25 protein-coding genes are annotated in these 25,967 nt (G+C 63.7%); 8 read left to right on the top strand and 17 right to left on the bottom strand.

Annotation, left to right across the window (positions count from 1 at the left end; genetic code table 11):
- Positions 1–75 precede the first annotated feature (75 nt).
- Together Q0D44_RS06780 and Q0D44_RS06775 are read left to right on the top strand one after the other, a co-directional pair.
- Positions 76–1,269 carry an acyl-CoA dehydrogenase family protein gene (locus tag Q0D44_RS06780; protein ID WP_294134394.1) on the top strand — a complete coding sequence of 398 codons (1,194 nt, stop codon included), beginning with the start codon at positions 76–78 and terminating at the stop codon, positions 1,267–1,269.
- Positions 1,266–2,213, top strand: coding sequence for an acyl-CoA dehydrogenase family protein (locus Q0D44_RS06775; RefSeq protein WP_294134392.1), 948 nt, complete (start codon positions 1,266–1,268; stop codon positions 2,211–2,213). Before Q0D44_RS06780 ends, Q0D44_RS06775 begins: the two co-directional genes overlap by 4 nt.
- A gap of 4 nt (positions 2,214–2,217) precedes the next feature.
- Here the strand turns inward: Q0D44_RS06775 and Q0D44_RS06770 are convergent, their stop codons facing one another.
- Entirely contained in the window at positions 2,218–3,231 is a 1,014-nt protein-coding gene (locus tag Q0D44_RS06770; protein ID WP_294134390.1) for an aldo/keto reductase, read from the bottom strand.
- 138 nt (positions 3,232–3,369) lie between these two features.
- Here Q0D44_RS06770 and Q0D44_RS06765 point away from each other — a divergent pair, with 138 nt between their 5' ends.
- Positions 3,370–4,272, top strand: a complete 903-nt coding sequence (locus tag Q0D44_RS06765; RefSeq protein ID WP_294134388.1) for a dienelactone hydrolase family protein — start codon at positions 3,370–3,372, stop codon at positions 4,270–4,272.
- Between the two features lie 44 nt (positions 4,273–4,316).
- Here Q0D44_RS06765 and Q0D44_RS06760 read toward each other — a convergent pair whose 3' ends face one another.
- Entirely contained in the window at positions 4,317–5,303 is a 987-nt protein-coding gene (locus Q0D44_RS06760; protein ID WP_294134385.1) for a transketolase C-terminal domain-containing protein, read from the bottom strand.
- Complete coding sequence (locus Q0D44_RS06755) at positions 5,300–6,295, bottom strand: thiamine pyrophosphate-dependent dehydrogenase E1 component subunit alpha (protein ID WP_294134382.1); 996 nt, start codon at positions 6,293–6,295, stop codon at positions 5,300–5,302. Before Q0D44_RS06755 ends, Q0D44_RS06760 begins: the two co-directional genes overlap by 4 nt.
- A 140-nt stretch (positions 6,296–6,435) precedes the next feature.
- On the opposite strand from Q0D44_RS06755, the gene Q0D44_RS06750 reads away from it, so the two are divergent.
- Positions 6,436–6,708 carry a hypothetical protein gene (locus Q0D44_RS06750; RefSeq protein ID WP_294134378.1) on the top strand — a complete coding sequence of 91 codons (273 nt, stop codon included), beginning with the start codon at positions 6,436–6,438 and terminating at the stop codon, positions 6,706–6,708.
- On the opposite strand, the gene Q0D44_RS06745 is transcribed toward Q0D44_RS06750, so the two are convergent.
- Genes Q0D44_RS06745 through Q0D44_RS06730 form a run of 4 tightly spaced genes read right to left on the bottom strand, consistent with a single transcriptional unit; the run spans position 6,705 to position 10,272 of the window.
- Positions 6,705–7,442 (bottom strand): DUF2889 domain-containing protein, encoded by a 738-nt coding sequence (locus tag Q0D44_RS06745; RefSeq protein WP_294134375.1) that lies wholly within the window; start codon positions 7,440–7,442, stop codon positions 6,705–6,707. The two genes, Q0D44_RS06750 and Q0D44_RS06745, sit on opposite strands and share 4 nt — an antisense overlap.
- A 2-nt stretch (positions 7,443–7,444) precedes the next feature.
- Positions 7,445–8,614, bottom strand: coding sequence for a thiolase family protein (locus tag Q0D44_RS06740; protein ID WP_366009134.1), 1,170 nt, complete (start codon positions 8,612–8,614; stop codon positions 7,445–7,447).
- On the bottom strand, positions 8,611–9,015 hold the full coding sequence (locus Q0D44_RS06735) for an OB-fold domain-containing protein (protein WP_294134371.1): 405 nt from the start codon (positions 9,013–9,015) through the stop codon (positions 8,611–8,613). The genes Q0D44_RS06740 and Q0D44_RS06735 overlap by 4 nt, the downstream gene beginning before the upstream one ends.
- Positions 9,016–9,018: 3 nt before the next feature.
- Positions 9,019–10,272 (bottom strand): cytochrome P450, encoded by a 1,254-nt coding sequence (locus Q0D44_RS06730; RefSeq protein ID WP_294134368.1) that lies wholly within the window; start codon positions 10,270–10,272, stop codon positions 9,019–9,021.
- Between the two features lie 216 nt (positions 10,273–10,488).
- Here Q0D44_RS06730 and Q0D44_RS06725 point away from each other — a divergent pair, with 216 nt between their 5' ends.
- Genes Q0D44_RS06725 through Q0D44_RS06710 form a run of 4 tightly spaced genes read left to right on the top strand, consistent with a single transcriptional unit; the run spans position 10,489 to position 14,610 of the window.
- Positions 10,489–10,719 (top strand): ferredoxin, encoded by a 231-nt coding sequence (locus Q0D44_RS06725; RefSeq protein ID WP_294134366.1) that lies wholly within the window; start codon positions 10,489–10,491, stop codon positions 10,717–10,719.
- Positions 10,720–10,742: 23 nt separating this feature from the next.
- Complete coding sequence (locus Q0D44_RS06720; protein WP_294134363.1) at positions 10,743–11,570, top strand: coniferyl-alcohol dehydrogenase; 828 nt, start codon at positions 10,743–10,745, stop codon at positions 11,568–11,570.
- Positions 11,571–11,588: 18 nt separating this feature from the next.
- On the top strand, positions 11,589–13,799 hold the full coding sequence (locus Q0D44_RS06715; protein WP_294134361.1) for an acyl-CoA dehydrogenase: 2,211 nt from the start codon (positions 11,589–11,591) through the stop codon (positions 13,797–13,799).
- Between the two features lie 10 nt (positions 13,800–13,809).
- Positions 13,810–14,610 (top strand): enoyl-CoA hydratase/isomerase family protein, encoded by an 801-nt coding sequence (locus Q0D44_RS06710; RefSeq protein ID WP_294134359.1) that lies wholly within the window; start codon positions 13,810–13,812, stop codon positions 14,608–14,610.
- Here the strand turns inward: Q0D44_RS06710 and Q0D44_RS06705 are convergent.
- The 10 genes from Q0D44_RS06705 to Q0D44_RS06660 form a co-directional block, all read right to left on the bottom strand.
- A complete protein-coding gene (locus tag Q0D44_RS06705) occupies positions 14,607–15,344 on the bottom strand; it encodes a TetR/AcrR family transcriptional regulator (RefSeq protein ID WP_294134357.1) in 738 nt (245 codons plus the stop codon). The two genes, Q0D44_RS06710 and Q0D44_RS06705, sit on opposite strands and share 4 nt — an antisense overlap.
- A 22-nt stretch (positions 15,345–15,366) precedes the next feature.
- On the bottom strand, positions 15,367–16,833 hold the full coding sequence (locus Q0D44_RS06700; RefSeq protein ID WP_294134355.1) for an aldehyde dehydrogenase family protein: 1,467 nt from the start codon (positions 16,831–16,833) through the stop codon (positions 15,367–15,369).
- A gap of 37 nt (positions 16,834–16,870) precedes the next feature.
- Positions 16,871–17,608: an SDR family oxidoreductase gene (locus tag Q0D44_RS06695; protein ID WP_294134351.1), complete on the bottom strand. Its 738-nt coding sequence runs from the start codon at positions 17,606–17,608 to the stop codon at positions 16,871–16,873.
- Positions 17,609–17,707: 99 nt separating this feature from the next.
- Entirely contained in the window at positions 17,708–18,490 is a 783-nt protein-coding gene (locus Q0D44_RS06690; protein ID WP_294134349.1) for a hypothetical protein, read from the bottom strand.
- 119 nt (positions 18,491–18,609) lie between these two features.
- Entirely contained in the window at positions 18,610–19,371 is a 762-nt protein-coding gene (locus tag Q0D44_RS06685; protein ID WP_294134346.1) for an SDR family oxidoreductase, read from the bottom strand.
- Positions 19,372–19,393: 22 nt separating this feature from the next.
- On the bottom strand, positions 19,394–19,807 hold the full coding sequence (locus tag Q0D44_RS06680) for a nuclear transport factor 2 family protein (RefSeq protein WP_294134343.1): 414 nt from the start codon (positions 19,805–19,807) through the stop codon (positions 19,394–19,396).
- On the bottom strand, positions 19,807–21,489 hold the full coding sequence (locus tag Q0D44_RS06675; RefSeq protein WP_294134340.1) for a class I adenylate-forming enzyme family protein: 1,683 nt from the start codon (positions 21,487–21,489) through the stop codon (positions 19,807–19,809). The genes Q0D44_RS06680 and Q0D44_RS06675 overlap by 1 nt, the downstream gene beginning before the upstream one ends.
- 22 nt (positions 21,490–21,511) lie before the next feature.
- Positions 21,512–22,495, bottom strand: a complete 984-nt coding sequence (locus Q0D44_RS06670) for an MDR family oxidoreductase (RefSeq protein ID WP_294134338.1) — start codon at positions 22,493–22,495, stop codon at positions 21,512–21,514.
- Positions 22,496–22,498: 3 nt separating this feature from the next.
- Positions 22,499–23,191: a TetR/AcrR family transcriptional regulator gene (locus Q0D44_RS06665; RefSeq protein ID WP_294134335.1), complete on the bottom strand. Its 693-nt coding sequence runs from the start codon at positions 23,189–23,191 to the stop codon at positions 22,499–22,501.
- A gap of 322 nt (positions 23,192–23,513) precedes the next feature.
- A complete protein-coding gene (locus Q0D44_RS06660) occupies positions 23,514–25,937 on the bottom strand; it encodes a TonB-dependent receptor (RefSeq protein WP_294134333.1) in 2,424 nt (807 codons plus the stop codon).
- Between the last annotated feature and the right edge of the window lie 30 nt (positions 25,938–25,967).

The raw sequence follows: 25,967 nt of genomic DNA, 5'->3' as shown, positions 1-25,967 counted from the left end.
ATTGCGGCTGCGCCCCTTGCGCGAGAGGGCCGAACTGCTGCCTAGCTGATCCATAATGACTGGAGGCACGGGACTTTGAGCGACGCACTGGACAGTTTGCGGCAGGAGGTGCGCGACTGGCTTGCCGTTCATGCGCCAAAGGACTGGCGCGCGCGCAGCACGAGCGAGGCGGCCTTTCTGGAATTGCAGCGCAGTTGGTTCGCGACGCTGGCGAAGGGCGGTTATGCCGTGCCGCACTGGCCGGAAGACTGGCCGGGCGGCGGGCGATCACTGGCCGAGCAGAAGGTGATTTACGAGGAGTTTGCGCGGGCCGATACGCCGCGCCTGCTCCTGTCCTTCATGTCCACCTATCATGCCGCCTCCACCCTGTTCGAATGGGGCAGCGCGGAACAGCAGCAACGCTATATTCCGCGCATATTGGAAGGCGAAATCTGGTGTCAGGGCTTTTCGGAGCCAGGCGCGGGGTCTGACCTGGCAGCGCTGCGCACGCGGGCGGAGCGGAAAGGCGACGTCTATCTCGTCAATGGCCAAAAGCTCTGGTCGACCATGGGGCAATTTGCCGACCAGTGCCTGTTGCTGGTGCGGACCAGCAGCGAAGGCGTAAAGCAGGCGGGGCTGACATATTTGCTGCTGGACCTGAAGGCACCGGGCGTCACCGCGCGGCCGATCCACCAGATTCATGGTGACGAGGAATTTGCCGAAATCTTCCTCGACAATGTCGAGATACCGGTCGCCAACCGGCTGGGCGAGGAAGGCCAAGGCTGGGCCGTGGCGCAATCGACCCTGTCGTCCGAGCGCGGACTGACCCTGCTGGAGCTGAGCGCGCGGATGCGCGGAGCGCTGTGGCGGATCGGCGACCTCATTCGCGCGAACGGGCGCGGCGAGGATGCGGGCGTGCTGCGCGATTTCGGGCGGCTGGCGAGCAAGGTCGATGCGACCTGCGCGGTGGCCGACCAGTTTCTGGCCAGTCGGATCGCTGGTGAAGAACGGGTCGGTGACGCTTCGATCGTGAAGCTCGCCTATTCGCGCACGCTGCGCGATTTCACGTCGCTGGGGCTGCGGATCGGCGGACTGGAGGCGCAATATCATGCGCCGATCACCTTTGGCGGGGGGATGGAGACGGGCAACTGGATGGCCGATTTCATGAACAGCTATGCCTGGACGATCGCGGGCGGCAGTGACGAGGTGCAGCGCAATATTATCGCCGAACGGCTGCTGGGGATGCCCCGCGAACCCAAAAACTGGGTCGTGAAGGAGGGCGCGGCATGAGCATGACGAGAGCCGAATTGCAGGATGCCGCCGCCAAGGCGTTTGGCGGCGACCTGACCCCCGATGCGGCGCATAGCTGGAACCTGATCGCGGAGATGGGATGGCTGATGATGGCCGTGCCGGAGGATCAGGGCGGACTGGGCCTGGGACGAGAAGCAGTGGGCGTGATCCATCAGGCGCTGGGGCGGACTTTGGTGGCGGGTCCCGCGATTGCGCAGATGCTGGTGATCGAGGCGCTGAGCGCGGCTGGCGGGCAGGATGAACTGCTGGGCCGGGCGATGGCGGGCGAGATGATGTCGGCATCGCTGACCGAGGGGCTGAGCGCGGTGCCGGACGCGGACCGGGCGAGCCATGTGTTGCGGATCGAGGCGGGGCGCATATCGCTTCTGCCGGTCGAAGGGCTTGTGCTGACGGCGCGGGCGACCTGGGACAAGACGCGGCGGTTGTTCGATGTCGATGTGGGCGATGCTGTTGGTGTCGTGCTGGCGCAGGGGGATGCCGCAACGGCGCTGGCCGATCGGCTGTCGGCGCTGCGCAGCGTGGCGCTGGCAGGCGATTGTCTGGGCGGGGCCGATGCGGCGCTAGCGATGACTATAGACTATCTGGAGACGCGGCGGCAGTTCGACCGGCCTTTGGCGCTGTTTCAGGCATTGAAGCATCGCGTCGCCGACATGAAAACCGCGCTGGTCGCAGCCGAGGCGCTGTTCTGGGCGCGGGCGGGTGATGAGGCAACGGACGCGGTAGCAATGGGAACTATGAAGGCCCATGCCGCCAGCGTCTATCGGCTGATCGCCGAGGAAGCGATCCAGCTGCATGGCGGCATTGGCCTGACGATGGAGCATCCCTGCCACCTGTTCCTGAAACGCGCGACGCTGAATGCGGTGCTGGGCGGCGACGCGGACCAGTGGGAAGAGGCAGCAGGGCGACGGGCGCTTAACGCCTGATCATTTACTCCAGCGGTTCGCCGTCCCAGGTTTCTGTGTCGATTTGCGCCTGCGCCGCGCGGTGATAGCGCGGGCCGGACACAGCACCGAAGCTGAACAGCGCATCGACCGCCACCAGCGTATCGGCGGGCAGGTCGATCGTCAGCGTTGCCATATCCTCGTCCAGATGGGCGATGCTGGTGGTGCCGGGGATGGCGACGACATAGGGGCGACGCGACAAGACCCAGCCAAGCGAGAGTTGCGCCATGGTGCAGCCTGCGTCCGCCGCGATTTGGCCGAACGCGGCAGCAAGTTGAAGGTTATGCGCCAGATGGGGGGCGTGGAAGCGCGGCATGGAGGCGCGAACGTCGTCCGGCTGGACGCCTTCCGGCCCCACTCCGCCCGCCAGCACGCCGCGCGCCACCGGCGAGAAGGCGACAAAGCCGACACCCAGTTCGCCGCAGGCGTCCAGCACCGCGACTTCGGCATTGCGGCTCCAGGGCGAATATTCGGTCTGCATCGCGGCGATCGGGTGAACCGCATGGGCGCGGCGCAGCGTGGCGGCGGACATTTCCGACAGGCCGATCGCGCCGATCTTGCCCGCCTCCACCGCACGAGCGAGCGCGCCGACGGACTCCTCGATCGGAACATGGGGGTCGAGCCGGTGGAGATAATAAAGGTCGATATGATCGACGTTCAGGCGCTGGAGCGAATCCTCCAGCGTGGCGGTGATGGCTTGGGGCGAGCCGTCAATGCCGCGCTTGCCGTCTTTGCCGCCCAGCACGCACTTGCTGGCGAGGGTGAAGTCGCCGCGCCGATGCATCAGCGTGCGGCCCAATAGTTCCTCATTGGCGCCAAAGCCGTAGAGGGCGGCGGTATCGAAAAAGTCGACCCCGATGTCCAGCGCGTGGCGCAGCAGCCGTTCGGCCTGGTCCGGTTCAGGGCGGGGCAGATAAGCATGGCTCAAATTCATGCAGCCAAGGCCGATGGCCTTGACCGTGAAGGGACCGATGGTGCGGGGCGACAGCGGGGCGCTCATGTCGGGGGCAATATCCTGTGTCTATGGGGTCGGCTCCCCATAGCGAGGCTTTGCGGTCTGCTGCTATGAGTTTTTCTTGGCTTGGGTGCGAAAGGCGGCAATAAACTGCGGCAGCGGGCAGGATGGAAGGACAGCGACATGACGCAAGATACGGACGGGAAGGGAGCCGCCGCCTATCCGCGCGCAGTGCTGGATTTGTTCGATGCCTATGTGCATGGCGCGATCGACCGGCGCGGCTTTGTGACCCAATGCGCTGTCCATGTCGGGAGCGCGGCGGCGGCAACCACAATGCTGGCGGCGCTCAGCCCGGATTTCGCGCGGGGGCAGGTGATCAAGCCCGACGACAAGCGGATCGCGATCAGCCATGTCGATATAGCCTCACCCGCGGGCAATGGCACGGTGCGCGCCTATGTCGCGCGGCCAGCGGCCAAGAAGGCCGCAAAGCTGCCGGTCGTCATCGTCGCACATGAAAATCGCGGGCTTAACCCGCATATCGAGGACATAACAAGGCGACTGGCGGTCGATGGCTATATGGCGGTCGCGCCAGACGCGCTGACGACGATCGGCGGTTATCCGGGCGATGAGGACAAGGCGCGGACCGCCTTTGCCACGCTGGACCGGGCCAAGATTGGCGAGGATTTCGTCGCGGCGGCGACCTATGCGCGGACGATGGTCGGGAGCAATGGCAAGATCGGCGCGGTCGGCTTTTGCTTTGGCGGGTGGATTGCCAATCTGCTGGCGACCCGGCTACCCGACCTGCGCGCCGCGGTGCCCTTTTATGGCAGCCCGCCGACGCTGGCCGACGTGCCCAAGATCAAGGCGCAGTTGCTGATCCACTATGGCGGCAACGACGCGCGGACCAATGCGGCCTGGCCCGATTATGAGGCGGCGCTGAAGCAGGCCGGGATACGCTACAAAGCCTATATCTATGATGGCGCAGAGCATGGCTTCAACAACGACACCACGCCGCGCTTCGACAAGGCGGCGGCGGACCTGGCCTGGGCGCGGACTTTGGCGTTGTTCCGGCAGACGATTGGCTGACCCAGGGCTGTCCCGCCCGATAAGGCGGGACAGCCGTTTACGTGTCAGGCCATCAGTGCCTTGACCGTTTCGACCACCTGATCGGGCGAGACGATATAGGCGTCCTCCAGCACCTTGGCGAAAGGCACAGGCGAGTAAGGCGCGCCGAGGCGACGGACCGGTGCCTTCAACTGGCCGAACAATTCTTCGCTGATAGTCGATGCGATTTCGCCGCCGGGGCCGAAATGGCGCACCGCTTCATGGGCGATGACGGCGCGGCCCGTCTTGGTGACCGAGGCCAGCACGGCTTCCTTGTCCCAGGGCGACACCGTGCGCAGGTCGATCAGTTCGACCGAGATGCCCGCTTCCGCCAGCGGAGCCAGCGCCTGCTGGCAGCGAATGACCTGCGAGGACCAGGAGATGATGGTGACGTCACTGCCTTCCTGCACCACCCGCGCCTTGCCCAAGGGGATGGGGGCGAGATCGTCTGGGACGTCGGCCGGGATGAACAGTGAGCCTGCGGATTCGATGAAGATACAGGGGTCCGGGTCCTGAATGCAGGACAGCAGAAGCCCCTTATAATCCACCGGATTGGAGGGCGCGACCACCTTGATCCCCGCCGTGTGCGCGAACCAGCCTTCCAGATGGTCGGCATGTTGGCCCGCCGTCTGCCAGCCTGCGCCGGTAAGGGTGCGGATGGTGATCGGCACGGTGCTTTGCCCGCCCGACATGAAGCGCAGCTTGGCGGCATGGTTGAAGATCATGTCCATGGCCACAGCCGTGAAGTTCATCAGCATGATTTCGGCGACCGGCTTGTAACCCGCCAGCGCCGCGCCGATGGCCGCACCGATGATCGCCTGTTCCGAAATCGGGGTCGATTTGACCCGGTCATCGCCGAATTTGGTCGACAGGCCAGCCGTCGCGCCGGTGACGCCGCCGCCTTCGCGATCGGCGATATCCTCACCCAGCACGATCACCTTGTCATCTTCAGCCATCGCCTGATGCAGCGCCGCATTGACGGCCTGAAGGCTGTTCATCTTCTTCGCGCTCATGCCGGGATCTCCTGCGCAAAAACATCGCGGCGGAGTTCGTCCACCGATGGCAAGGGGCTGGCGAGACCGAATTCTTGTGCGTCCTCAATCTCGGCTTCGATGGTGGCCTGCATCGCGGCGAGCGACTCCTCGGTTGCGTGGCCCTGTTCGACCAGCCAGGTCTTGAAGGCGGGCAGCGGATCCTTGGCGATCGCCGCCGCTTTCTCTTCCTTGGTCATATATTTGTCGTCGTCGCCCAGCACATGGCCATGGAAGCGGAAGGTCTTGCACTCCAGCAGCGTCGGCCCCTCGCCTTCACGGGCGCGGGTGATCGCTTCATGTGCGGCGGCGAACATCGCCAGCGGGTCATTGCCGTCCACGGTGTGGCCCGGCATCCCGTAGCCGATCGCGCGCTTGGCGATGAAGTCGACCGATGTGCCATTTTCGTAGCGCGTATGTTCGGCAAAACCATTATTCTGGCACACGAAAATCACCGGCAGCTTCCACACCGACGCCAGATTGAGCGATTCATGGAAGGCACCGATATTGGATGCGCCATCGCCGAAATAGGCGATGGTGACGCGCTTGGAGCCATCCAGCTTGGCCGCCCAGGCCAGACCGTTGGCGATCGGCATGGAGGAGCCGACAATGCCGGTCGTGACCATCACGCCGCTTTCGGGGTGGGTAAGGTGCATCGGTCCGCCCTTCCCCTTGCATGTGCCATCGACCCGGCCCGCAATTTCCGCCCAGAGCGGGCGCAGCGGCATGTCTTTCGCCACCATGTCGTGGATGCCGCGATAGATGGTGCAGATCTTGTCATCGTCGGTCATCAGCGATGACAGGGTGGCGGGGATCACTTCCTGCCCACGCGCCGAATAATAAGGCATGACCAGCCGCCCAAGGCGAATGGTCTTGCGGATGGCGTCGTCGTTGCGCTCGATACGGATCATGCGCCGGTAGATATCTACCAGCTGGTCCGGGGTAGGCGCCGGGGCGTTGCTCAGCTCTGCCATGATGTCCTCAAGATGGCCAATGGGATGCCTCCTTGAATTGGCGCTCAGGGGCAATTGGTCAACTCGCCGGGGCGATATGTGGGCGGTGCCTTGCAATGGCCGGGTGGCTGCCCAAACTGGGATGATGGAGAAGGACGCGCATGACCGACAAAAGTGATAGCATCAGGCAGGCAACCGAGCGGGTGTTGCAACTGGAAGGCGAGCTGGAGGCCGAGGGCGCGGCATCAACGCAGGGCGACGAACTGGCCCATGCCCGCGCCATGCTGCACCAGTGGGTCGACAGCGTGGTCGCGGTCGTCTCCTCGCCCGGCGTTGGCCGCGTGTCGTTGATCCACGACGATGGAACCGAATCGCGGATATCTTCACCCGGCCTGCCGTTTCGCCTGTCCCGTCCGGCGCGATTCGACAGCTAGCGGGAGGAGAAACTGGCCCCGTCAAAATGATCGAGCGGGGTCAGTGGCGCGGCGGTGAAGTCGATCACCTTGCCGACGCACACGGCCTTGGCCGCATTGTCGGGCTGGAAGGTAAAGCAGTTGGGTGGCACCCGGCTGGCGGTGGATTGCCGCTCCATCGGAATCAGCCGACCATTGGCCAGGATCGCGCCCCATTGCAGCAATTTGGCGGCTTCGCGTTGCCGGCCATCCAGCCCCTCGATCCAGTCGCGCAGCTTCATGATCGACAGGCCAGGAATGGCGGCAGGGGCTTCCATCACATGGTTGCGATGGGCGACCTGTAGCGAGGCCACGCCGTTGCGGCGGATTTCGGCAATCGCCATCCCATCGACGGGATCGCAGGTGACGATGTCATAGAGGGTGGGGTGGGTATCGGTTATATGGGCCGCCGCCAGCACGGTCAGGTCGTGGAGATGGGTGCAGTTGGCTTTCTTTTCGCCGCGTGCGGCGACATCGGCCAATGCGACGCCGTTGAAGGTTGCCGCCAGCACTGCGGGCGCGCCGGGACAGGTGGTCCATGGCACGCGCTCCATGACGGATTCGACGCCGGTAATGACCGCGCCGTCATGGCGCAGGGTAACCGCCATGCAGTGATAATCATCCTCCAGCGCCGCAATCACCTGTCCCGGCGAGGGCGTGACGCGCAGGCGCCGCCGGAAGCCGGGCAGCGCGTCGAGCGTCGCGCTGTCCATCATGCTCAGTCCTTGGCCAGCAGCAAAGCCGCCGCCATGGGACCGCCGCCTGATGTCGCGATGGCGACGCGGGGATCACCGCCAATCTGGCGTGCGCCGCCCTGCCCGCGCAACTGGACGACGGCTTCATAGGCGAAGCCAAAACCATGGAGACGACCCCAGCCAAGCTGACCGCCGCCGGTGTTCATCGGCAATGCGCCGTCGCGGGCGATGCGGGTGCCGCCTTCCAGAAACTGGCCGCCCTCGCCCACGTCGCAAAAGCCCAGCCCTTCGAGCCAGGTGATCGGCTGGAAGGCGAAACCATCATAGAGCTGGACGGTATCGACGTCCTTGACCGTATAATCGGTGTGGCGCCACAGGTCTCGGCCGGTGGGATAGGCACCCGCCCATTCGGCCTGGTCCCAGCTATAGCGTTCGACCGATCCGGCGCTGGCGGCGATGCGGATGGGCGTGGCTTTCACATCCCCCAACGCCTCGCCCGCCGACACGATCACGACAGTCGAGGCATCGGTAAAGCGGTCGCAATCATAGAGGCAGAAGGGCGTGCTGATCATCCGCGCGAACATGTAATCGTCCATCGTCAGGGGCTTCTTGACCAGCGCGCGCGGGTTGATGGCCGCATTGGCATGGTCGTTGAGCGCCACTTGCGCCAGTTGTTCGCGGGTCAGGCCGTAGCGCTTCATGTGGCGCATCGCGAATTGCGCGGTCCAGTTCGCGGCCGAGAAAGCGCCGAAAGGCGACACCCATTGGGAGTTGCCCGACACATCCTTGCGCCGTTCCATCGGCGGGAATTCTTCCGGGCGGGCCAGGGCTGCCGCTTCATAGACGGTACGGAAGCAGATAACATGGCGGACCAGCCCCGCTTTCACCGCATTGGCGGCTTCGATAATCGCGCCCAATTGCGCAGTCGATTCCGCTGCGCCGATATGCCAGCGGGTTTTCAGGCCGAGCACCTCGATCAGATCGTCCGAACTGACGGGGGAAAAGCCCAGAAAACTCGGCATCTTGCCGGGATAAGTGGCGACGCCGTCAATCTGGTCGAGGGTCAGGCCAGCGTCGGCAATGGCTTCGCGCACCGCATCGACCGTCAGCAACAGGGGCGAACGGGTCAGGCGGACGCCGACGTCGGACATGCCGATGCCGGTGATATAGGCTTCGGGTTGCGCCATGATCAGGCGACCTTTTCAAACAAGGGGAACCAGATTCCGTCCTGTTCCTCGAACAGCACCTCCACCCGATCGCCTATGTCCACCGCATCGACCGGACTGCCAATGATATTGGTGGTCAGATAGACGCCCGGCGCATCGTCCAGCTTCACCCGCGCGATGACGAAGGGGACGTCCATATCCTTGGCCCAGGCTTGATGATTGACGGTGTAGGTGTCGATCGTGCCGGTCCCCGTCACGGCATGGGGGGCGACATTTTCAGACTGGCAATGGCGGCATATCTCGCGCGGCGGATGGGTATATTGGCCGCAATCGCCGCAGCGGGTGATATGCAATTTCCCGTCCGCGCCACCCGTCCAGAAAGCGCGGTTTTCCCGGTCGAGGCGCGGACGGGAGCGTTGCCAGGCCATGGGTCAGACGTCCCAGACCAGATGCAGGCTTTCAATGCCGATGACATGACCGCCATGGAACACCGTCGGCTGATCGGGATCGAGCCGGAATTCGGGCATCCGCGCCAGCATCTCCTCATAGAGTACCTGCAATTCCACGCGGGCAAGGTGCGACCCAAGGCAGCGATGCGGGCCGACGCCAAAGGCGATATGGACGTTATTTTCGCGATCGAGGTCATAGACGTCGGGCTGCGGAAATTCCTTCGCATCCAGATCGGCAGCGGGCAGGAAGAGTTTGAGCCAGTCGCCCGGCATCAATGTCGCACCGGCAAGCTGCGCTTCCTTCTTCACGATCCGCATCGGCACGGTGAAGGTGTAGCGCCGCAGCATCTCTTCGGCGGCTTCGGCGATCAGCTTTGGATTTTCGCGCAGCTTGTGTTGCAGCGGCAGGTCGGTGGCCAGGCCGCGCATGGCCAGCCCCATGCCGTTCATCACCGTGTCCAGCCCAGCGATGAACAGCAGCACCCCGTAATTTTCCATGTCGGCCAGCGTGGTCGATTGACCGTCAATTTCCAGCTTCCACAGCATCGAGAGGATGTCATCGCGCGGATTGTCGCGCCGGTCCAGCACAGTGTCGCGCATGGCCGCCGCGATCTTTTGCAAGCGGCGCATCGAGCCTTCGCGATCACTGTCGATCGCCTCCATATGCTCCTTCACGATGGCGCGATATTCGGGCAGCCGGTCGAGCGGCAGGCCGAGCATTTTGAGGAACACCTGCACCGGCAGCGGTTCGGCGACGGCGGTCATATATTCGCAGCGGCCAACGGGCTTCATCTCTTCGATCAGGGCAGCGGCCAGCTCACGGATGCTGTCGCGCAACGCGGCGATCGTCTTGGGCGAAAACACCTTTTGCAGCGGCTGGCGATATTTAGTGTGTTCGGGCGGATCGAGCGTGATCGGAATCGGCTGCGGGATGTGCGGCGCGCCGGGCGGCAGCGAGGCGAGCAGTGCCTTCATCCTGTCCTGCGGCACAAATTCGCTGGAATAGGTTTCGGTGTCGCGCGAGGCTTCATGATTGGCCGCATGGGTCAGCGCAACCCAGCCGCCGCCATTACGCGGGGTCCAGAATACCGGCGGCGCGCTGTGCAGCAGGTCGAGAATGCGGGCGTGCGGATCGGCCAGCAGGCCGGGATCAGCATGGATATCGAAATCAAAGACCAGCGCGTCCGGCACATGGACGGGCTTGGGGGCGGCGGGGCTTAGGGCGGCGTGGACCATGTGAATCTCCGGCAATCCTGCATCTTGTTACAACCGGTGTCGCGCGCAGCGCCGCCAAAGGCAAATGTCGGTCTCGCATCGACCCATGATACCGCACCGACGATAGACGCGCTCGCAGTGCCGCCGCCGTATCGTGGCGGCGATTGAGCGGATGGCCATGTTGATCGACACATCTTTCTCCTTTCTAAGGACAGCAAGCTTTGCGGGAGAGACCCCATGAAAATTCGTATCGAAAGGGCCGGTTGCGTGGGCAATGCCCGCTGCGCCGCTGTGTCGGAAACCCTCTATCCGCTCGATGACGATGGCTACATCGACACCGAAGGTTTCGACGTGCCGGAGGGCGAGGAGCGCGCCGCAAAAAATGGCGCGCGGGCCTGCCCGGAGCGGATCATCTTTGTCGAGGAAGATGATGGCAGCATCAGCTGGCCCCCAGCGGCCAAAGCCTGACAACAGAGACTGGAGAGCCGAAAATGAGCGACCTATTGGGCTATAAGGGCAAGCGCGTCATCGTGAGCGGCTGCTTTTCCGGTATGGGGGAGGCAACGGCAAAGCTGTTGCTGGAGCTGGGCGCAGAGGTGCATGGGCTGGATTATAAGGACAGCGCATTGCCGCTTGCCTCCTTCCACAATGTCGACCTGCGCGATCCCGCCTCCATCGACGCGGCGGTCGCGGGCATCGGCGGCAAGGTGGACGCGCTGTTCAACTGCGCGGGCCTGCCGCAATCCTTCCCCGCGATGGACGTGATGAAGGTCAATTTCATCGGCCTGCGACATCTGACGCAGCAGGTGCTGCCGCTGATGGGGCCGGGCGGGGCGATCGCCAGCATTGCATCCACGGGCGGATTGGGCTGGAGCCGCCGGATTCCCACCAATATGGAATTTGTGACGACCAAGGGCTTTGACGAAGCGGTAGCCTGGTGCGACGCCAACATGGACACAGTCAAGGAAGGCTACAGCTTCTCCAAGGAGAATGTGATCGTGTGGACCCAGTATATGGGCGCGCACCTGATCAAGCAGGGCATCCGCATCAACTGCACCCTGCCCTCCCCGACCCAGACGCCGATGATGGCCGCATTCGAGGCGACGTCGGGCAAGGAGGTCGTCGCAGCGGCGGCTGAACCGATGGGTCGCTATTCGACGCCGGAGGAACAGGCCGCCGGGCTGGTGCTGATCAACAGTGATCTGGCCAGCATCGTCAATGGCGTGGTGTTCCCGGTCGATGGCGGCTTCATGGGCGGGGTCGCCACCGGACAGGTCGACCTGAGCGTCATGATGCGCCGTTCCGCGCCAGCGCAATAACCCCCGGAGCCTAGCCCCATGAATTTCGACCTGACCGACGACCAGGAAATGATGCGCGACATGTTCGCGCGTTTTCTGGATGAACATAGCAGCATGGCCCGCGTGCGTGAGGCCGCGCCGTCGGGGTTCGACCCTGCGCTGTGGTCGGGGCTGGCCGAACTGGGGGCGCTGTCGATCCGCGTGCCGGAGGAAGCGGGCGGGCTGGGCCTTGGCCTGTTCGATGCTGCGATCCTGATGGAGGAAGCTGGCCGGACGCTGGCGTCGGGGCCGATGGCCGAGACTTTGGTGACCGCGCGCCTGCTGGCACAACTGGGCGGTGACGTCGGTGCAACGCTGTTGGCACAGGTCGTTAGCGGCGAGGCGGTTGCCAGTCTGGCGTTCCACGATGTGGCGGTCGAACCGGTCCAATGGATCGGCGGCGGACAAGTGGTGCAGGCCGTGATCGCGCGCATGGGCGAGGAGATCGTCCTGATCAGTGTGCCTGATACGGGGCGGATCGCGGAGGATAATCTGGCCTCCACGCCGATAGCGGAGATCGACCTGCTGGCGCACCCGCGCGTGACGCTGGCGTCGGGTGCAGAAGCGCTGGCAACCTTTGCCGCCGGGGTCGAGGAATGGAAGCTGCTGATCGCCGCGGGCCTCGCCGGGATCGGGCGCGAAGCGTTGAAACTCGCGGCAGCCTATGCCTGCGAGCGCAAGCAGTTCGACCAGTATATCGGCCAGTTTCAGGCCATTTCTCATCCGCTCGCCGATCTGCTCTGCGATGTCGATGGCGGCAAGTTTCTGGTGTGGAAGGCGATCCGCGATCTGGCCGATGGTGCGCCGCAAGCGGGCGCTGCAATCAGCATCGCGGCATGGTGGAACAGCGATGCGGCAAGCCGCGCGGTGGGCCAAGCGCTGCACACGTTCGGCGGCTATGGCCTGACCACCGAATATGATATTTTCCTGTTCAACCTGCGGGCCAAGGCTTGGCCGCTGGTGCTGGGCGATCCGCAAGCTTTGATCGCCGAGGCCGGTAGACGCCTTTACGGCGGAGAAGCCGCCGCCCTGCCCGACGCGGGCGCGATGCCGGTCGATTTCGATCTGGGCGAGGATGCACGGGCGATCACGCAGGAGATCGAGGCCTTTTTCGCAGCGAACGTCACGCCGGACATGCGCGAGACATTCCACTATAGCTGGGAGGGCTATAGCCCCGAACTCAACCGCAAGCTGGCAGAGCAGAATCTCCTCTATCTGGGCCTGCTCAAGGATGTCGGCGGGCGTGGCCTGTCCGCCTATGAAAAGACCGCCGCGATGGATGCGTTCGAGGTGCAGGGCTATAACAACCCTGCCGCGGGTGTGACTCAGATGGTGGCGCTGATCATCCACCGGTTCGGCAGCGAGGAACTGAAAGCGGCGGTCCTGCCGGAAATCATGCGCGGCGAGGTGATCTGTTCGCTGGGCTATTCCGAGCCGGGTTCCGGGTCCGACGTGTTCGCAGCGCAATGCCGCGCCACCCAGGAGCCCGACGGCAGCTGGCGGATCGACGGCACCAAGATGTTCACCAGCGGGGCGAACCTGTCCACCTATGTGCTGATGCTGTGCCGGACGAATACGGAAGTCGCCAAGCATAAAGGGCTGACCATGTTCATCGTGCCGTTGAAGGCCGATGGCGTGACGATCCAGCCGGTCTACACATTTCAGGACGAGCGCACCAACATCACCTTCTATGACGGGGTGCGCATCCCCGACAGTTGGCGGCTGGGCGAGATTGATGGCGGCGTGCGCACGATGAGCGCGAGCCTTGAACTGGAGCATGGCGGCGGCTTTGCCAAATATCAGCGCGCCATGCTGCACGCGGCCGAAACGCTGTGCCGGGAGATACGCCACAAGGGCAGGCCACTGATCGAGGATGAGGGCGCGCAGGCGCGGCTGGCGCGCACCGCCGCCAATCTGTGGGTGTCGGAACTGATCGCCTTCCGCGCCAATTGGGCGAGCATGGAGAAGAAGCCAAACCTGGCCTATGGTCCGATGGCCAAGATGTTCAGCTCCGAAAAATTCCAGAGCGATGCCCGCGACCTGCTGGACCTGACGGCGCCGCTGTCGCTGTCCAAGCGCAAGGGCGCGGCGGCGGAGATCAACATGTTCTACCGCCATGCCCAGGGCACGACCATTTATGGCGGGACAAGCGAGGTCCATCGTTCCATGATCGCCGAGCGTGCGCTAGGCCTGCCGCGCACCCGCGCCTGAGGATGATGATATGAGCGACGCCCCGCATCTGTTGAGCGAGGATCAGGACGGCATCCTGATCGTGACGCTGAACCGGCCCGACAAGCTGAATGCGCTGTCGGCGCAGACGATGGCGCTGTTCGAGCAGGCGCTGTTGCGGTTCCGCGATACGCCGGAACTGCGGGTCATGCTGATCCGGGCGACCGGGCGCTATTTCTGTTCGGGCGCAGACCTCAAAAGCGGGGACGCGCCCGCCTATCCGCGCACGCCATCGGGCATTCGCGAGAACCACCGGCTCAACCTCAACGGGATGCAGCGCATCTATGACGAGATGGAGCATATCGAAAAGCCGATCGTCAGCGCCATTCATGCGACCTGTGTGGGCGGCGGGCTGGAAATGGCGCTGTCATGCGATTTCCGGCTGGCGGCGAAGAGCGCGGCGTTCTCCTTCCCCGAAGGCCTGTTCGGCGTGCTGCCCGCGTCCAATGGCGTCAGTCGCCTGACGCGCATCTGCGGGCCGCATTGGGCGCGCTGGCTGATCATGGGCAACCAGCGCGCTGACGCCGACCGTGCGCTCATCATGGGGCTGGTGCATGACGTGCTGCCCGACGAGGGGTTTGACGAGGCAGCACTGAATTTCTGTCGTCACCTGACCAAGCAGAATGCCGAACAGATGGGCGCGGCCAAGATCGCGATCGAGCTGGCGGCGGAAGTCGGACCGTCCATGGGCCGCCATGTCGAGCGGATGGCCAATAGCGCGCTGATGCTGAACCCGGCCTATCTGGAAGGGATGGAGCGCTATCTGAAGGGTGTTGGCGGCAGGAAGGATTAGGACGACGCGGCGAGCGTCCGGTAGTCGCGAATACCCAGTTCCAGCAGCCGCGCTTCGGCGCGCAGCAAATGGGTGCGGCCGAGCGGGTTGGGCGCGTGCAACGTGTTTTGCAGGGCAACGTCGGTCGTCACCGTGACGATACGTTCCAGCCCCGTCATCAGCGCGGTCGCCATGCTGAATACCGGCGATTGCGGCTGCGCCAGTTCGCCGTCCATCTGTTCGACCATCAGCCGCATGACCGGCTGGGCCGCGCGGACACGATGCATCATCATCCGCTCATTCTGCGCGTCGGCCATGCGGTTACGCAAATGGAGCAGGCGCGAATGTTTGACCCAGAAGCCATGATAGGCGGTGACGAACGCCAATGTCCGCTCACCCAGATCTGCGTCGTCCCAGCGGGTGCGCAGCAGGCCGACATATTCATCCTCAGCCGTCGCCATCACCGGTTCCAGCACCGCGAGCAGCAATTCGGTCAGATCGTTGAAATAATTATAGAGCGACGTCATGCCGAGCGAGGTCTGGCGCGCGACCGCGCTCAGTGAAATCTCGACGTCGGGGGGACCGGCCAGCAGTTCGTTGGTCGCGGCCAGGATACGGTCGCGCGTGTCGCGCCCCTTGCGTCCCAGCCGCTGGCCATTCAGATTATGGCTGAGCGCCTTGGTCGCAGCGGGCGCGCGCGTGCGGGACGGTCTGGTTGCCCCCTGCTCCACCGCCGCTTCCGCCTTTGCGCTCACATTGCCGTCCTTTACTTGTCTGTCAGGCGCGCCATGCGATCAGCTTGGTTTCGAGAAATTCCTCGATTCCCTCCAGACCCCATTCGCGACCGATGCCACTGGCCTTGTATCCGCCAAAAGGCAAGTCTCCCGCGATGCACATGCCGCCGTTAACGCTGACCGATCCGGTGCGTATCCGCTTGGCCACCGCCATGGCGCGGTCCAAATCGGCGGAAAAGACGCCGCCGCACAGGCCATAGGCGCTTTCATTGGCGATACGGACGGCGTCGTCATCATCCTCGAACGGGATGACCACCAGGACGGGGCCGAAAATCTCTTCCTGGGCGATGCGCATATCATTGGTCACATCCGCAAAGCAGGTCGGTTCGATGAAATAGCCTGTCCCCTTGTCGGGCCGCGCCTTGCCGCCTGCCAGCAAGGTTGCACCTTCGGCGACACCGATGTCGACATAGGACAGCACCCGCTCCATCTGCCGCTTCGACACGACCGGACCCATGATGTGCGCGGGATTGTCATAGTCGCCCCAATTGTCGCCGAAGCTGGCATAGGCGTGCTTGAGGACCGCCTTGGCTTCCTCATAGCGGCTGCGCGGCACCAGCAGGCGCGAATGGACGGCGCAGCCCTGCCCCGCGTGGAACACCAGCATCGACTGGGCAACATCCATGGCGAAATTGGCGCTGTCCTCCAGCACGATCTTGGCCGACTTGCCGCCAAGCTCCAGAAATACGCGCTTGAGGGTCGCGGCCCCCTGTTCCATGATCCGCTTGCCAACGCCGGTGGAGCCGGTGAAGGAGATGAGATCGACGCGGGGATCAGTGACCAGCATTTCGCCGGCCAGTGCCGGATCGCTGCCGAAGATGACGTTGAGGACGCCGGCGGGGAAGCCTGCTTCGCGCGCCAGTTCGCCGAAGATCGCGCCCATGCCAGGCGTGTTGGGCGCGGGCTTGAGAATTACGGTGCAGCCCGCCAGCAAGGCTGCAACGACCTTGCCCACATTCACATAGAGCGGCACGTTCCATGGCGTGATCGCGCCAACGACGCCGACGGGTTCATAGACCGCCTTTCGCTGGGTTTCGAAGCCATAGCCGGTGCGGCCGCCATAATCCTTGTCCCACTTCAATTGCGGGAAGAGGCGCAGATAATCGTCCCAGCCATCGAGCGCCATATCGACATGAGCGCGCCCGACCGCGCCGATCGCCGCGCCAGCTTCATTCCGGGCCAGGTCCGAGAGCCGTTCGCGATTTTCCTCGAACAGGGCGCGGAGCTTCGTCACCAGTTCGACGCGCTTTTCGACATTGGTGGACCAGTCGGTCGTGTCGAAGGCGCGGCGGGCAGCGGCTATCGCCTCTTCGACATCGGCGGCCGACGCATCGGCGGCCTTGCCGACCGGCTCACCGGTCCAGGGGCTGATGACGTCGAAGGTCGCGCCGCCCTGTGCGTCGCGCAACGCGCCGTCGATGAAAAGTTTGGCGTCGGGAAGAATGGCCATGGCGTGTTCCTGTCGAAAGGCTTGGGGATAAGGGGGGTCAGCGCTTGCGCGCGTTGAGGGCGACGATGCCCATGTGCAGGTCGGCGGGCATGTCGAGGATGGCGCGAAAAGCGTCCGTCACGCTGTTATAATGGCTGATGCCACGTTCGCGCAGGTTGATGCCGACCTTGGCATTTTCCTGGCCAAAGCGCATCGACACGTCGATCGGCCAGCTGCTGCCGGTCTTGGTTTCATCCATCATCATGCCTGCCTGGACGGTGGTGACGCGGATGCCGTCGGCCTCCAGTTCGCGCGACCACATGTCCGATACCAACTCCAGCGCCGCCTTGCCGCCGGCATACATCCACAGCATCGGCATTTTGAGCGCGACGGATTCGCTGCTGACATTGATGATATGCCCGCCGCCGCGCAGCAGCGGCAGCGCCTCGCGGGCGCAATGGATCGGCCCGGCGACGTTGGTCATCAGCGACGTGACAATCTGGTCGTCGCACACTTCGGCAAGGGTGAAGGGTTCATAGACGGCGGCGTTGTTGATGAGGACGTCGATGCGCCCATGCTGCGCGGCGATTGCCGCGAATGCGGTGCGCACCGAGTTAGGATCACCGACATCGCATTGCAGGGCGAGATGCGGCGCGCCCAGTTCCGCCGCGACCGCTTCGACCTTCGACAAGGTGCGGCCAAGCAGGATGACGGTTTCGCCATCGCGCGCAAATCGGCGGGCGAGCGCGCGGCCAAGGCCATCGCCGGCGCCTGTGATCACGATCGTCTTGGCCATATCCTGCTCCGCTTGTCCTGATTGTCGCTTCATTCCTTCCCGCACCGGCGCGCGCGCGGCAAGGGGGCTGGCCATCGCGCGCGCGATAGCTGCTTGGCGCTAGCCCGCAGGGCGCGCAAAGTCGGCGGGATAGACGGACAGGTCGCCATCATAGGCGATGCCGCCGGGCCAGAAATGCGTGCCGCTGACCTTGGCGAAATAATGGACGGTGCGCGCGACCGAACCGGAGGCGGAGCGCGGCGCGAAGGCGACGCCGCTGGGGCTGACGCCGCGGGCGCGGGCGCTGAAATCCTTGACGGTGAAGAGCAGGTCGTCGGTTTGCTGCGCGCACAATATCAGGTCGCTGCCGGGGCAATAGCGTTTGGGTTCCAGCTGCACCGGCGACAGGCGACCGCGCTTCATGCCGACCTTGCCGGGCACGCGGGTGACTTCGGGGGAATGGACCGTGTCATACCAGTGATGATATTCCGCTTCCCGCCCGGCGACGAAATTGGCCAGAATGATGCTGACCCCGGAGAAGGGCTGGTCGGGGCGATGATTGGGACTGAACGCCCAGTCGGCATACATGGCGTAGCTGTGAATGCGCTCGCTTTCGTCGCTGTCGTCGATCAGGCCTGCGTCGCGCGCCTGCGCCAGCAAGGGGGCAAGCGCAGGCAGGTCTATTTCCGGGGTCGCCGTGTCATGTTCATAGACGCTCATATAGCGCCAGGGCTGGGGAATGTCGGGCATGATCTGCTGCGGCGTGACCTCGTAGCGGTCAGCCGAGCGGAAACCGCGCAAACGGGCAAGGTCGTCGCGATGCGGGCCGTCGAACCAGGCGGCATAGTCAGCCTCTCGCCCGGCGGGGACGTTGTGCAGGTGGATAGTGGTATGCTGGTTCATGGCCTCTGCCCTCTGACGACGCGCGCTATGGCGCTTGTTTGGCGCCAATCCAGCATGGACCGGGACGGCGCGCCAGAGGCTTGGAGGCACACGGCCGATTGATCGCCGGGGCAATGCGATCAGAAACGAAAGCCGCGCATCTGGTTGCCGCCGTCGCACAGGATGACCTGATTATTGACGAAACTGCCTTCGTCGGAGGCGAGGAACAGGGCGAGGTTGGAGATGTCCTGTGCCGTCCCCTGCCGCTTGACCGACTGCATGGCTTTCAGCCGCTCCCAATTGGCAGGGGCGACCCCTTGCAAGGCAGCTTCGGTTTCCATCAGGCCCGGCGCGATGCCGACGCAGCGTATCTCATCCGCACCGAATTGCTGCGCCATGGCGTGGGTGAAAACATTGAGCGACGCTTTGGTGATGCCATAGGCGGTCGCGGGATTATAGCTGGCCATCGAGCATTTGTTGATGATGACGCCCTTGGCGCGGGCCAGCGCGGGGCGCAGCGCTTCGGCCAGCAGCATTGGGCCGAACGTGTTGACCGCGAAAAAATGCTGCCATTTCGCCATGCCAAGGCCGAAGAAGCCGCGCGCAATCTCGCCCGCATGAAGGCCTGCATTGTTGATGAGCACGTCGAGCCGGTCATGCGCGGCCAGCACGGTGGTGGCAAAGGCCGTGATGTCAGCTTCCTGCCCCATGTCGACACGGTGGACCGACGCGGTGCTGCCCAGCGCCTCGACCAGCGCCTTGCTCTCCGCCAGTCCTGCTTCGTTGATGTCGGCAAGGATGAGATGTGCGCCCTCCCCCGCGAACGCCAGCGCATGGGCGCGGCCCAGCCCGCCTGCGGAGCCGGTGATCAGCACGGTCTTGCCGCTGAAACGATCGGCCATGATCCTCTTGTCCTTTTTTTGATTATTGCAGACGGGTGAAGGTCACCCGCTCGATCCGCCAGCCCGTTGGGGTCAGGCGGAAAATGTCGCTATAGCGGCCCACGACGCTGTCGATCGCGCCGGTCGCGCGCCGCTTCATATGGCCCAGCACGGTCCAGTCGCCGGTCGCGCGGTCGCCGTCGATTGCGATGCGGGGCGAATGGAGCATATGGATCATCCACAGACTGTTCGCGCTGATCGCGGTGCAGAGGAAATCGGTGATCGCCTGTCCGCCATGGAGCAGGCCAGCACCGTAGTCACCGACGAAATTGTCCGCGAATATATCGGCAAGCAAGCGGCGCGCCTGATCCGGGTTGCTGGCCGACAGGTCGGCCGCGGCGCAATAACGGGCCTTCAGATTGGCGATCGCCAGCGCCTGATCCGCCTGATCGCCCATCAGGCGGCTTCGTCGGCCAGTTGTTTTATGACCAGCGCTTTCAGGTCCGCCGTCTTGATCTTGGCGCTGCCGGTCAACGACAGATCATCCTCGCTGAAGAAGAGGACGCGGCGCGGCACTTTGTAGCTGGCGAGTTGCGCCTTGGCGAAGCTGCGGATCGCTTCCTCATCCAGTGGCGCGTCGAGATGGGGGACGATGCAGGTGACCACCAGTTCGCCCAGCGTTTCGTGCGGCACGCCCACGGTCTGGGTCACCTTCACGCCGGGACAGCTTTTGATGACGGTGTCGATCTCGATCGGGGAGACGTTCGCGCCGCCGGTCTTGATGATGTCGTTGAGGCGGCCTTCCCAGTGGAGACGCCCCTCAGCGTCGAACCAGCCGCCATCGCCAGTGTGGAAGAAGCCGTCGGCATCGACGCTCTCATCCAGCGGCACGCCGATATAGCCCAGCATCAAGGTCGGTCCCTTAACCGCTATCTCGCCGCGCTCACCAAGCGGCACGACCTGGCCGGTCAGCGGATCAAATATCTTGAAAATATTGCCGGGCAGCGGAATGCCGTGGGTGTCGGCGATCCGTTCTACCGGTGTGCCGGAATCGAAGATGGTGCTGATCGTGAAGGTTTCGGTATTGCCATAGGCGCTCATCGGTTCCTGCCAATCAGTGCTGACCGTCGGATGGCGACCGAGCGGGTTGGCGGGATTGACATAGTATAAGGACGACAGATCGACATCGTTCCAGTTGGCCGCCGCCTCCAATTGCGTCCATTGATGCGGCCAGGCGAAGGCCATGGTCGCCCGCTCCCGCTCCATCAGGGTCAGCGCCTCCTCCGGCTGGAAGGTCGCTTGCAGGATCAGGATGCCGCCCGATGACAGGGCGCCGCCAATGGCCATGGCGAAATTGCCCGACCAGAAGAAGCCATTGGCCGACCAGGCGCGCGCATCCTCCTTCGCGGCGAGAAAGCGTTTCCAACGCCACAGTTGCAGCGTGACGCCGCGATGCATCGACAGGATGCCCTTGGGCTTGGCGGTGGAGCCGGACGAGAAGAAGAGGACGCCAGGATCGGCGGGGGTCACAGTCGCGGCGGTCGCATCGACCAGCGCCTGATCGACCACATCGCCGCGCGAGAGGAAATCGTCCCAAGGCTCGATCATGCCATCGCCGCCGCCAACGCAGGCGATGTGGCGCAGGAAGGGGAAATGCGGTGCGGTGAGTGCGCCGGGGGCAGCCATCGCTATGGCCGGTTCCAGATCGATAAGGATCGCGGTAAAATCCTTCTTGAGGACTTTACGCTCCATCAGCAGGACGTGGCAGGCCGACGAGGTGAGCAGGTGGTCCAATTCGGCGGGCGTCGAAAAGGTGCTGAACGTCGCGGCAACCCCGCCCGCCAGCGCGATCCCGAACACCGCCGAGAGAAATTCCGGGCGATTGGTCATCAACACACCGACGCGGGTCCCCTTCCCCACGCCACAGGCGATGAGCGCGCGGGCGACCTGGTTCGCCCGCGCCCACAGATCGTCATAGGTCCAGCGGGTGACGCTGTCCCCTTCATGCATCACCAGCGCTTCGGCTGGGCCGGAGCGGGCCGTGACTTCGCGCAACCAGCCGCTCAATGTCAGCGTCCCCAGCCCCGGTTCCTCACTGAGCGGGGGACCGGCGACGATCGAAAGCGGCTGGTCGGTCATGATGCGGTCTCGCTTTTGTCGCTTAGCGGTTCACATTGACGATGATGCGCCCGCGCACCTTGCCGTCGATCAGGTCGGCGGCAGCGGCAGGCGCTTCCGACAGGGGGATTTCATGGGCGATGACGCCCAGCAGCGCGGGGTCGAGATCGCGGGCCAGTCGTTCCCAGGCGGCCAGACGCGGTGGCTTGGGCGCCATCACACTGTCGATGCCGAGCAGGCGTACGCCGCGCAGGATGAAGGGCATGACGGTGACGGGGAAGTCCGCGCCCTGGGCCAGACCGCAGGCCGCGACCGCGCCGCCATAGCGGGTCTGGGCGCAGGCATTGGCGAGCGTGAAGCTGCCGACCGAGTCGACGACACCGGCCCAGCGTTCCTTCTGGAGCGGCTTGCCCTTTTCGGAGAGTTCTGCGCGGTCGATGACGCCCGCTGCGCCCAACTGGGTCAGATAGTCAGCCTCCGACGCCTTGCCGGTCGAACCGATGACTGTGTAGCCCGCCTTGCTCAGCAGGGCGACCGCGACGCTGCCTACGCCACCGGTTGCGCCGGTGACCAGGATTTCGCCCTGGTCGGGGGTCACGCCCGCCTTGACCAGCGCCTCGACACAGAGAGCCGCTGTATAGCCGGCCGTGCCGATCGCCATCGCCTGCGCGCCAGTGAAGGCGGCGGGCAGCGGCACCAGCCAGTCGCCCTTGAGCCGCGCGACCTGGGCCAGACCGCCCCAATGGCCTTCACCCACGCCCCAGCCGTTCAGGACCACCTTGTCACCCGGTTTCCAGTCGGCATGATCGGATGTGCGCACGGTGCCGACCAGGTCGATGCCAGGCACCATCGGGAATTTGCGGACGACGGGCGACTTGCCGGTGATGGCCAGGCCATCCTTGTAATTGAGGGTCGAATAATCGACGTCGATGGTCACATCGCCTTCGGGCAGCTGCGCTTCGTCAATTTGGCTGAGCGATACGCTCTGCTTGTCGTCACTCTTGTCGATCACGATGGCTGAAAACATGGGTTAGTCCTTTTCCGAAAGGGAAGGTGATGAATCGGCAGCCGCCACGCCCTGACGGAGGCGTTCGGCAACTTCGGGGAAAGATTCGGCGCGCAGCGATCCGTACATGCACAGGCGCAGCGCCTCCTGTGCCATGCGACGCGCCAGATGGCGGCGCTCGCCATCATCGCGCGCGTGAGAGCGCGCCCATACCGGCCATAGGAAAGAGCCAGCCAACATCATTACCGACAGCACTTCGACATCGATCCCAGGCTGCGCCAGGTCAGTGTCGGCGAAGCGTTGCAGCGACCCTTCATATTCGCGCCAGAAGGGATCGGCCATCGGATCGGGCGAGGCCAGCAATTGCAGCAGCCAGATGCGGCAGAGTTCAGGGTTGTCCATCGCGAAAATGGCGAGGCGATCGGTGGTATCGGCAATATCGACCTGCTCGACGCGCCGTTCGCCGATAGTTTCAGGATCGCCGAACACCGCACGAAACATGCTGTCGGATACGCCGTCGGCGGTGGCGGCGATCAGCTTGTCGCGCGTTTCGAAATGCTGATAGGCGGTGCCGCGGTTGACCCCGGCCAGTGTCGCCACTTCCGCCAGGCTGATCCCTTCAGGGCCATGTTTGGCCAGCAGTGCCTGCGCCGCCTCCAATATCGCTTCTCGCGTTGCCGCGGGGTCGCGAGGGCGTCTTTTGCGAATGTCCGTCATAGGTTGTGCCTCAATTGTCCTTCAGGCTCCCCAGGTCCGACACGAAATGTATCGGGCGGGGACGCCACCGATGTAACAGCATAAATCAACGTCCATGTTGTCCATCAGGTGAGGGCACGTCGTCACCATCTTTTTGTCGCCCCCTCATCCCTGCCTGCGTCCGGGTGAGAGTCAAGCAACCGGGCGTGTGTGTGGCGGATACCAGGCCGATCATCGCTCCAGCGAAGAACGACACCAATTCTTCAAGGCCATGAAAGCAATCGGCCGGACAACCCAAGGGCTGCCCGGCCGATCCCAAAGCCCTAAATCGACCGTTCCGCGATCAACGCGAGCCGAACGCGAAGCGCACGTTGACGCCGAATTCGCGCGGCGGCGTGACCGTACCACCGGTATAGGGGCTGTTGACGGTGGTTGCCGCCGTCGTCGCACCGGTGGCGGTGAAGCCGGTAATCTGCTGGTAGCTGGTAAAGAGCTGCGCGGTCCGCGACAGAACTTTGGTTGTATCAAACAGGTTCTTGGCGAACAGAGCGATTTCCCAGCCGCCATCGGGCGAGCGGATACCGGCATAGAGGTTGGCGAGCGCATAGGCGCCGACCTGATCGAAACTGTTGCCCGGATCACCCTGCGACTTGCCATTATAGTTGACCAGGCCGCGAACAAAGCCGTCCACCTTGCCCGAAAGCGCGGTTTGATATTCGCTCTGCAACGTCACCGTGACCGGCGGCATGAACGACGCACGCTGCGACACGTTGCACGACGCCAGATTGTTCGCACCGACCGCGGCCTGCAGTTGCGCCAGTGTCGGTGCGGAATTCGACGCGTCGGGTATGCCATCGCCGTTCAGGTCGTTGCAAGGGATGTTGCCGCCCTTGATCTTGCCCAGCGAGTAGCTGGCGCTCAGGCCGACATTGAAGCCGCGGGCGACATCGAAGCTCAACTCGCTTTCGATACCGTTCACTTCCACCGGCACTGCGCCGACGAAGTTGAAGGCAGCAACCTGCTGCGCCGTCCCCGTAACCGCGCCTGTGGCGTTACGGACGGCGACGGTGTTGACGTAATAGACGCCATTATTGGGGACGCGGAACGGGAAATTCTTGTAGGTCTGGTGATAGGCCGACACGTTAAAGCGCGCGCGTCCGCCCATCAGCGTGCTCTTGAAGCCCAGATCATAGGATTTGGACGTTTCGGGCGGCAGGTTGAGGAAGCTGTTTTCCAGCGCCGACTTCACGATGTTGAAGTCACCTACCACGTTCAGGCCCGGCCGCATCGAGCTGCCCGTTGCGGCATAAACCAGGAAGTCGGGCGAGAAATTATGCTTCACCGACGCGCTGTAAATCAGCCTCTTAATATCCTGCGTGTCGTTGGCGATGGTGTTGCCGTTGACCGCCAACTGGCTGAGCGAGTCATATTTGATCTGGCGCAGACCACCCGACAATTCGGTCTTTTCACCAAGATGGGCGGTCAGGTTGCCGAAGACGGACTGTTCGTGCGTCCGATTGCCACGGGCAACATTGGTGGTCACAATCGACGCAATCCCGCCGCCAAAGGCTACGGGCAGCCGCACGACCGTCAGCTGGCTCAGCGCTGTCGGTGATTTGAGCTTGCTGTCGAAGAAGCCGACCACATAATCGAACATACCAAACACGCGCTCTTCATTCTGGAGCCGGATTTCGTGCGAGGTGCCCTTGGCGACGGTCTGGGTGATCTGGTTGATATCGCGTCCGACAAACACATTGGCATCGTCCGAATTGTCGGTCGAATAAAATTGCTGCTTACTGTGCTGACCCTGATAGATCAGCCGCTGGCCCCACTGCGCCAGTTCAGCGCGCCAGTTGTAGATGTCGAACGTCTGGTTGACGATGCGCGGCGTTTCCTGGATCGACAGGCGATCCTTGGCGGTCAGCAGCACCGGGCTGACAGGCGCCGCCGGATTGACTTCACTGAAGGAAATTGCCTGATCATAGGTCCGTGCTTCACGGTCCATATATTGATAGGTGCCTTCCAGCTTGATCCAGTCAGCAGGCTCGATGGCGCCGACGACGCGGTAGCTCTTGGTGCGCGAATGGGGATCGGGCGCGCCCGCAGTGCGGACCAGCGGACGAACACGATCGGCTTCATTTTCGTCCCACACGCCAGAGACGCGGATGCCTGCAATGCCTTCGATGATGGGCACGTTGAGCGCGCCCTTGAAATTGAGCGTGCCGATGTCATTGCCGGTCCAGTCGGCATAGCCGCCAAACTGGTTGAGGTCAGGCTTGCGCGTGCTGATGGTGATCGAGCCGGATGGCGAAGCGCGCCCGCGCAGCGTGCCCTGGGGCCCGCGCTGCACTTCGATCTGGCCGATGTCGTACATCTGCTGGAGTACAGCACCCGCCGAAATCGGCGCATCGTTGAAATAGAATTCGACCGTGCCGTTATTGCCGCTGGCATTGGCGTCAAAATTGACACCGCGCAGGCGCGCATTGCCGCCGATGCCGTTGGCGTTGGTGGTCAGTTCCAGACCCGGCGCGAGCGATTTGACTTCGGTAAATTCACGGAAGTTGAGGTTGGCGATCGACTGGGCGGTCACCGCATTGATGACGGCCGGCACGTCCTGCACATCTTCTTCGCGGCGGCGGGCCTGGACGATGATCGTGGGCGCGTCGAACGAGGAGTCCTGCGGTGCCTCCTGCGCCATGGCCTGCATCGGCAGCGTAAGGGCCGCCATGCCGGCACCCATCAGATAATAGGCTGTCATGCGCTTCATAGAAATGTCCTCCCCAAATAAGCGCCGCGC

The sequence above is a fragment of the Sphingobium sp. genome (genome assembly GCA_023266575.1).
In the GTDB taxonomy this organism is placed as follows: domain Bacteria; phylum Pseudomonadota; class Alphaproteobacteria; order Sphingomonadales; family Sphingomonadaceae; genus Sphingobium.
The sequence above is the reverse complement of the archived record's forward strand: the minus strand, read 5'-3'. Positions and strand labels throughout refer to the sequence as shown.

Excerpts from the sequence above, each read along its gene's own strand:
- Q0D44_RS06680 (WP_294134343.1), bottom strand. The coding sequence starts at position 19,807 with ATGGGCGATCAGGCGGATCAGGCGCTGGCGATCGCCAATCTGAAGGCC.
- Q0D44_RS06695 (WP_294134351.1), bottom strand. The coding sequence starts at position 17,608 with ATGGCCAAGACGATCGTGATCACAGGCGCCGGCGATGGCCTTGGCCGC.
- Q0D44_RS06765 (WP_294134388.1), top strand. The coding sequence starts at position 3,370 with ATGACGCAAGATACGGACGGGAAGGGAGCCGCCGCCTATCCGCGCGCA.
- Q0D44_RS06675 (WP_294134340.1), bottom strand. The coding sequence starts at position 21,489 with ATGACCGACCAGCCGCTTTCGATCGTCGCCGGTCCCCCGCTCAGTGAG.
- Q0D44_RS06735 (WP_294134371.1), bottom strand. The coding sequence starts at position 9,015 with ATGGCCTGGCAACGCTCCCGTCCGCGCCTCGACCGGGAAAACCGCGCT.
- Q0D44_RS06710 (WP_294134359.1), top strand. The coding sequence starts at position 13,810 with ATGAGCGACGCCCCGCATCTGTTGAGCGAGGATCAGGACGGCATCCTG.
- Q0D44_RS06670 (WP_294134338.1), bottom strand. The coding sequence starts at position 22,495 with ATGTTTTCAGCCATCGTGATCGACAAGAGTGACGACAAGCAGAGCGTA.
- Q0D44_RS06745 (WP_294134375.1), bottom strand. The coding sequence starts at position 7,442 with ATGATGGACAGCGCGACGCTCGACGCGCTGCCCGGCTTCCGGCGGCGC.
- Q0D44_RS06750 (WP_294134378.1), top strand. The coding sequence starts at position 6,436 with ATGACCGACAAAAGTGATAGCATCAGGCAGGCAACCGAGCGGGTGTTG.
- Q0D44_RS06685 (WP_294134346.1), bottom strand. The coding sequence starts at position 19,371 with ATGGCCGATCGTTTCAGCGGCAAGACCGTGCTGATCACCGGCTCCGCA.
- Q0D44_RS06775 (WP_294134392.1), top strand. The coding sequence starts at position 1,266 with ATGAGCATGACGAGAGCCGAATTGCAGGATGCCGCCGCCAAGGCGTTT.
- Q0D44_RS06730 (WP_294134368.1), bottom strand. The coding sequence starts at position 10,272 with ATGGTCCACGCCGCCCTAAGCCCCGCCGCCCCCAAGCCCGTCCATGTG.
- Q0D44_RS06660 (WP_294134333.1), bottom strand. The coding sequence starts at position 25,937 with ATGAAGCGCATGACAGCCTATTATCTGATGGGTGCCGGCATGGCGGCC.
- Q0D44_RS06700 (WP_294134355.1), bottom strand. The coding sequence starts at position 16,833 with ATGGCCATTCTTCCCGACGCCAAACTTTTCATCGACGGCGCGTTGCGC.
- Q0D44_RS06770 (WP_294134390.1), bottom strand. The coding sequence starts at position 3,231 with ATGAGCGCCCCGCTGTCGCCCCGCACCATCGGTCCCTTCACGGTCAAG.
- Q0D44_RS06725 (WP_294134366.1), top strand. The coding sequence starts at position 10,489 with ATGAAAATTCGTATCGAAAGGGCCGGTTGCGTGGGCAATGCCCGCTGC.
- Q0D44_RS06720 (WP_294134363.1), top strand. The coding sequence starts at position 10,743 with ATGAGCGACCTATTGGGCTATAAGGGCAAGCGCGTCATCGTGAGCGGC.
- Q0D44_RS06755 (WP_294134382.1), bottom strand. The coding sequence starts at position 6,295 with ATGGCAGAGCTGAGCAACGCCCCGGCGCCTACCCCGGACCAGCTGGTA.
- Q0D44_RS06665 (WP_294134335.1), bottom strand. The coding sequence starts at position 23,191 with ATGACGGACATTCGCAAAAGACGCCCTCGCGACCCCGCGGCAACGCGA.
- Q0D44_RS06690 (WP_294134349.1), bottom strand. The coding sequence starts at position 18,490 with ATGAACCAGCATACCACTATCCACCTGCACAACGTCCCCGCCGGGCGA.
- Q0D44_RS06715 (WP_294134361.1), top strand. The coding sequence starts at position 11,589 with ATGAATTTCGACCTGACCGACGACCAGGAAATGATGCGCGACATGTTC.
- Q0D44_RS06760 (WP_294134385.1), bottom strand. The coding sequence starts at position 5,303 with ATGAGCGCGAAGAAGATGAACAGCCTTCAGGCCGTCAATGCGGCGCTG.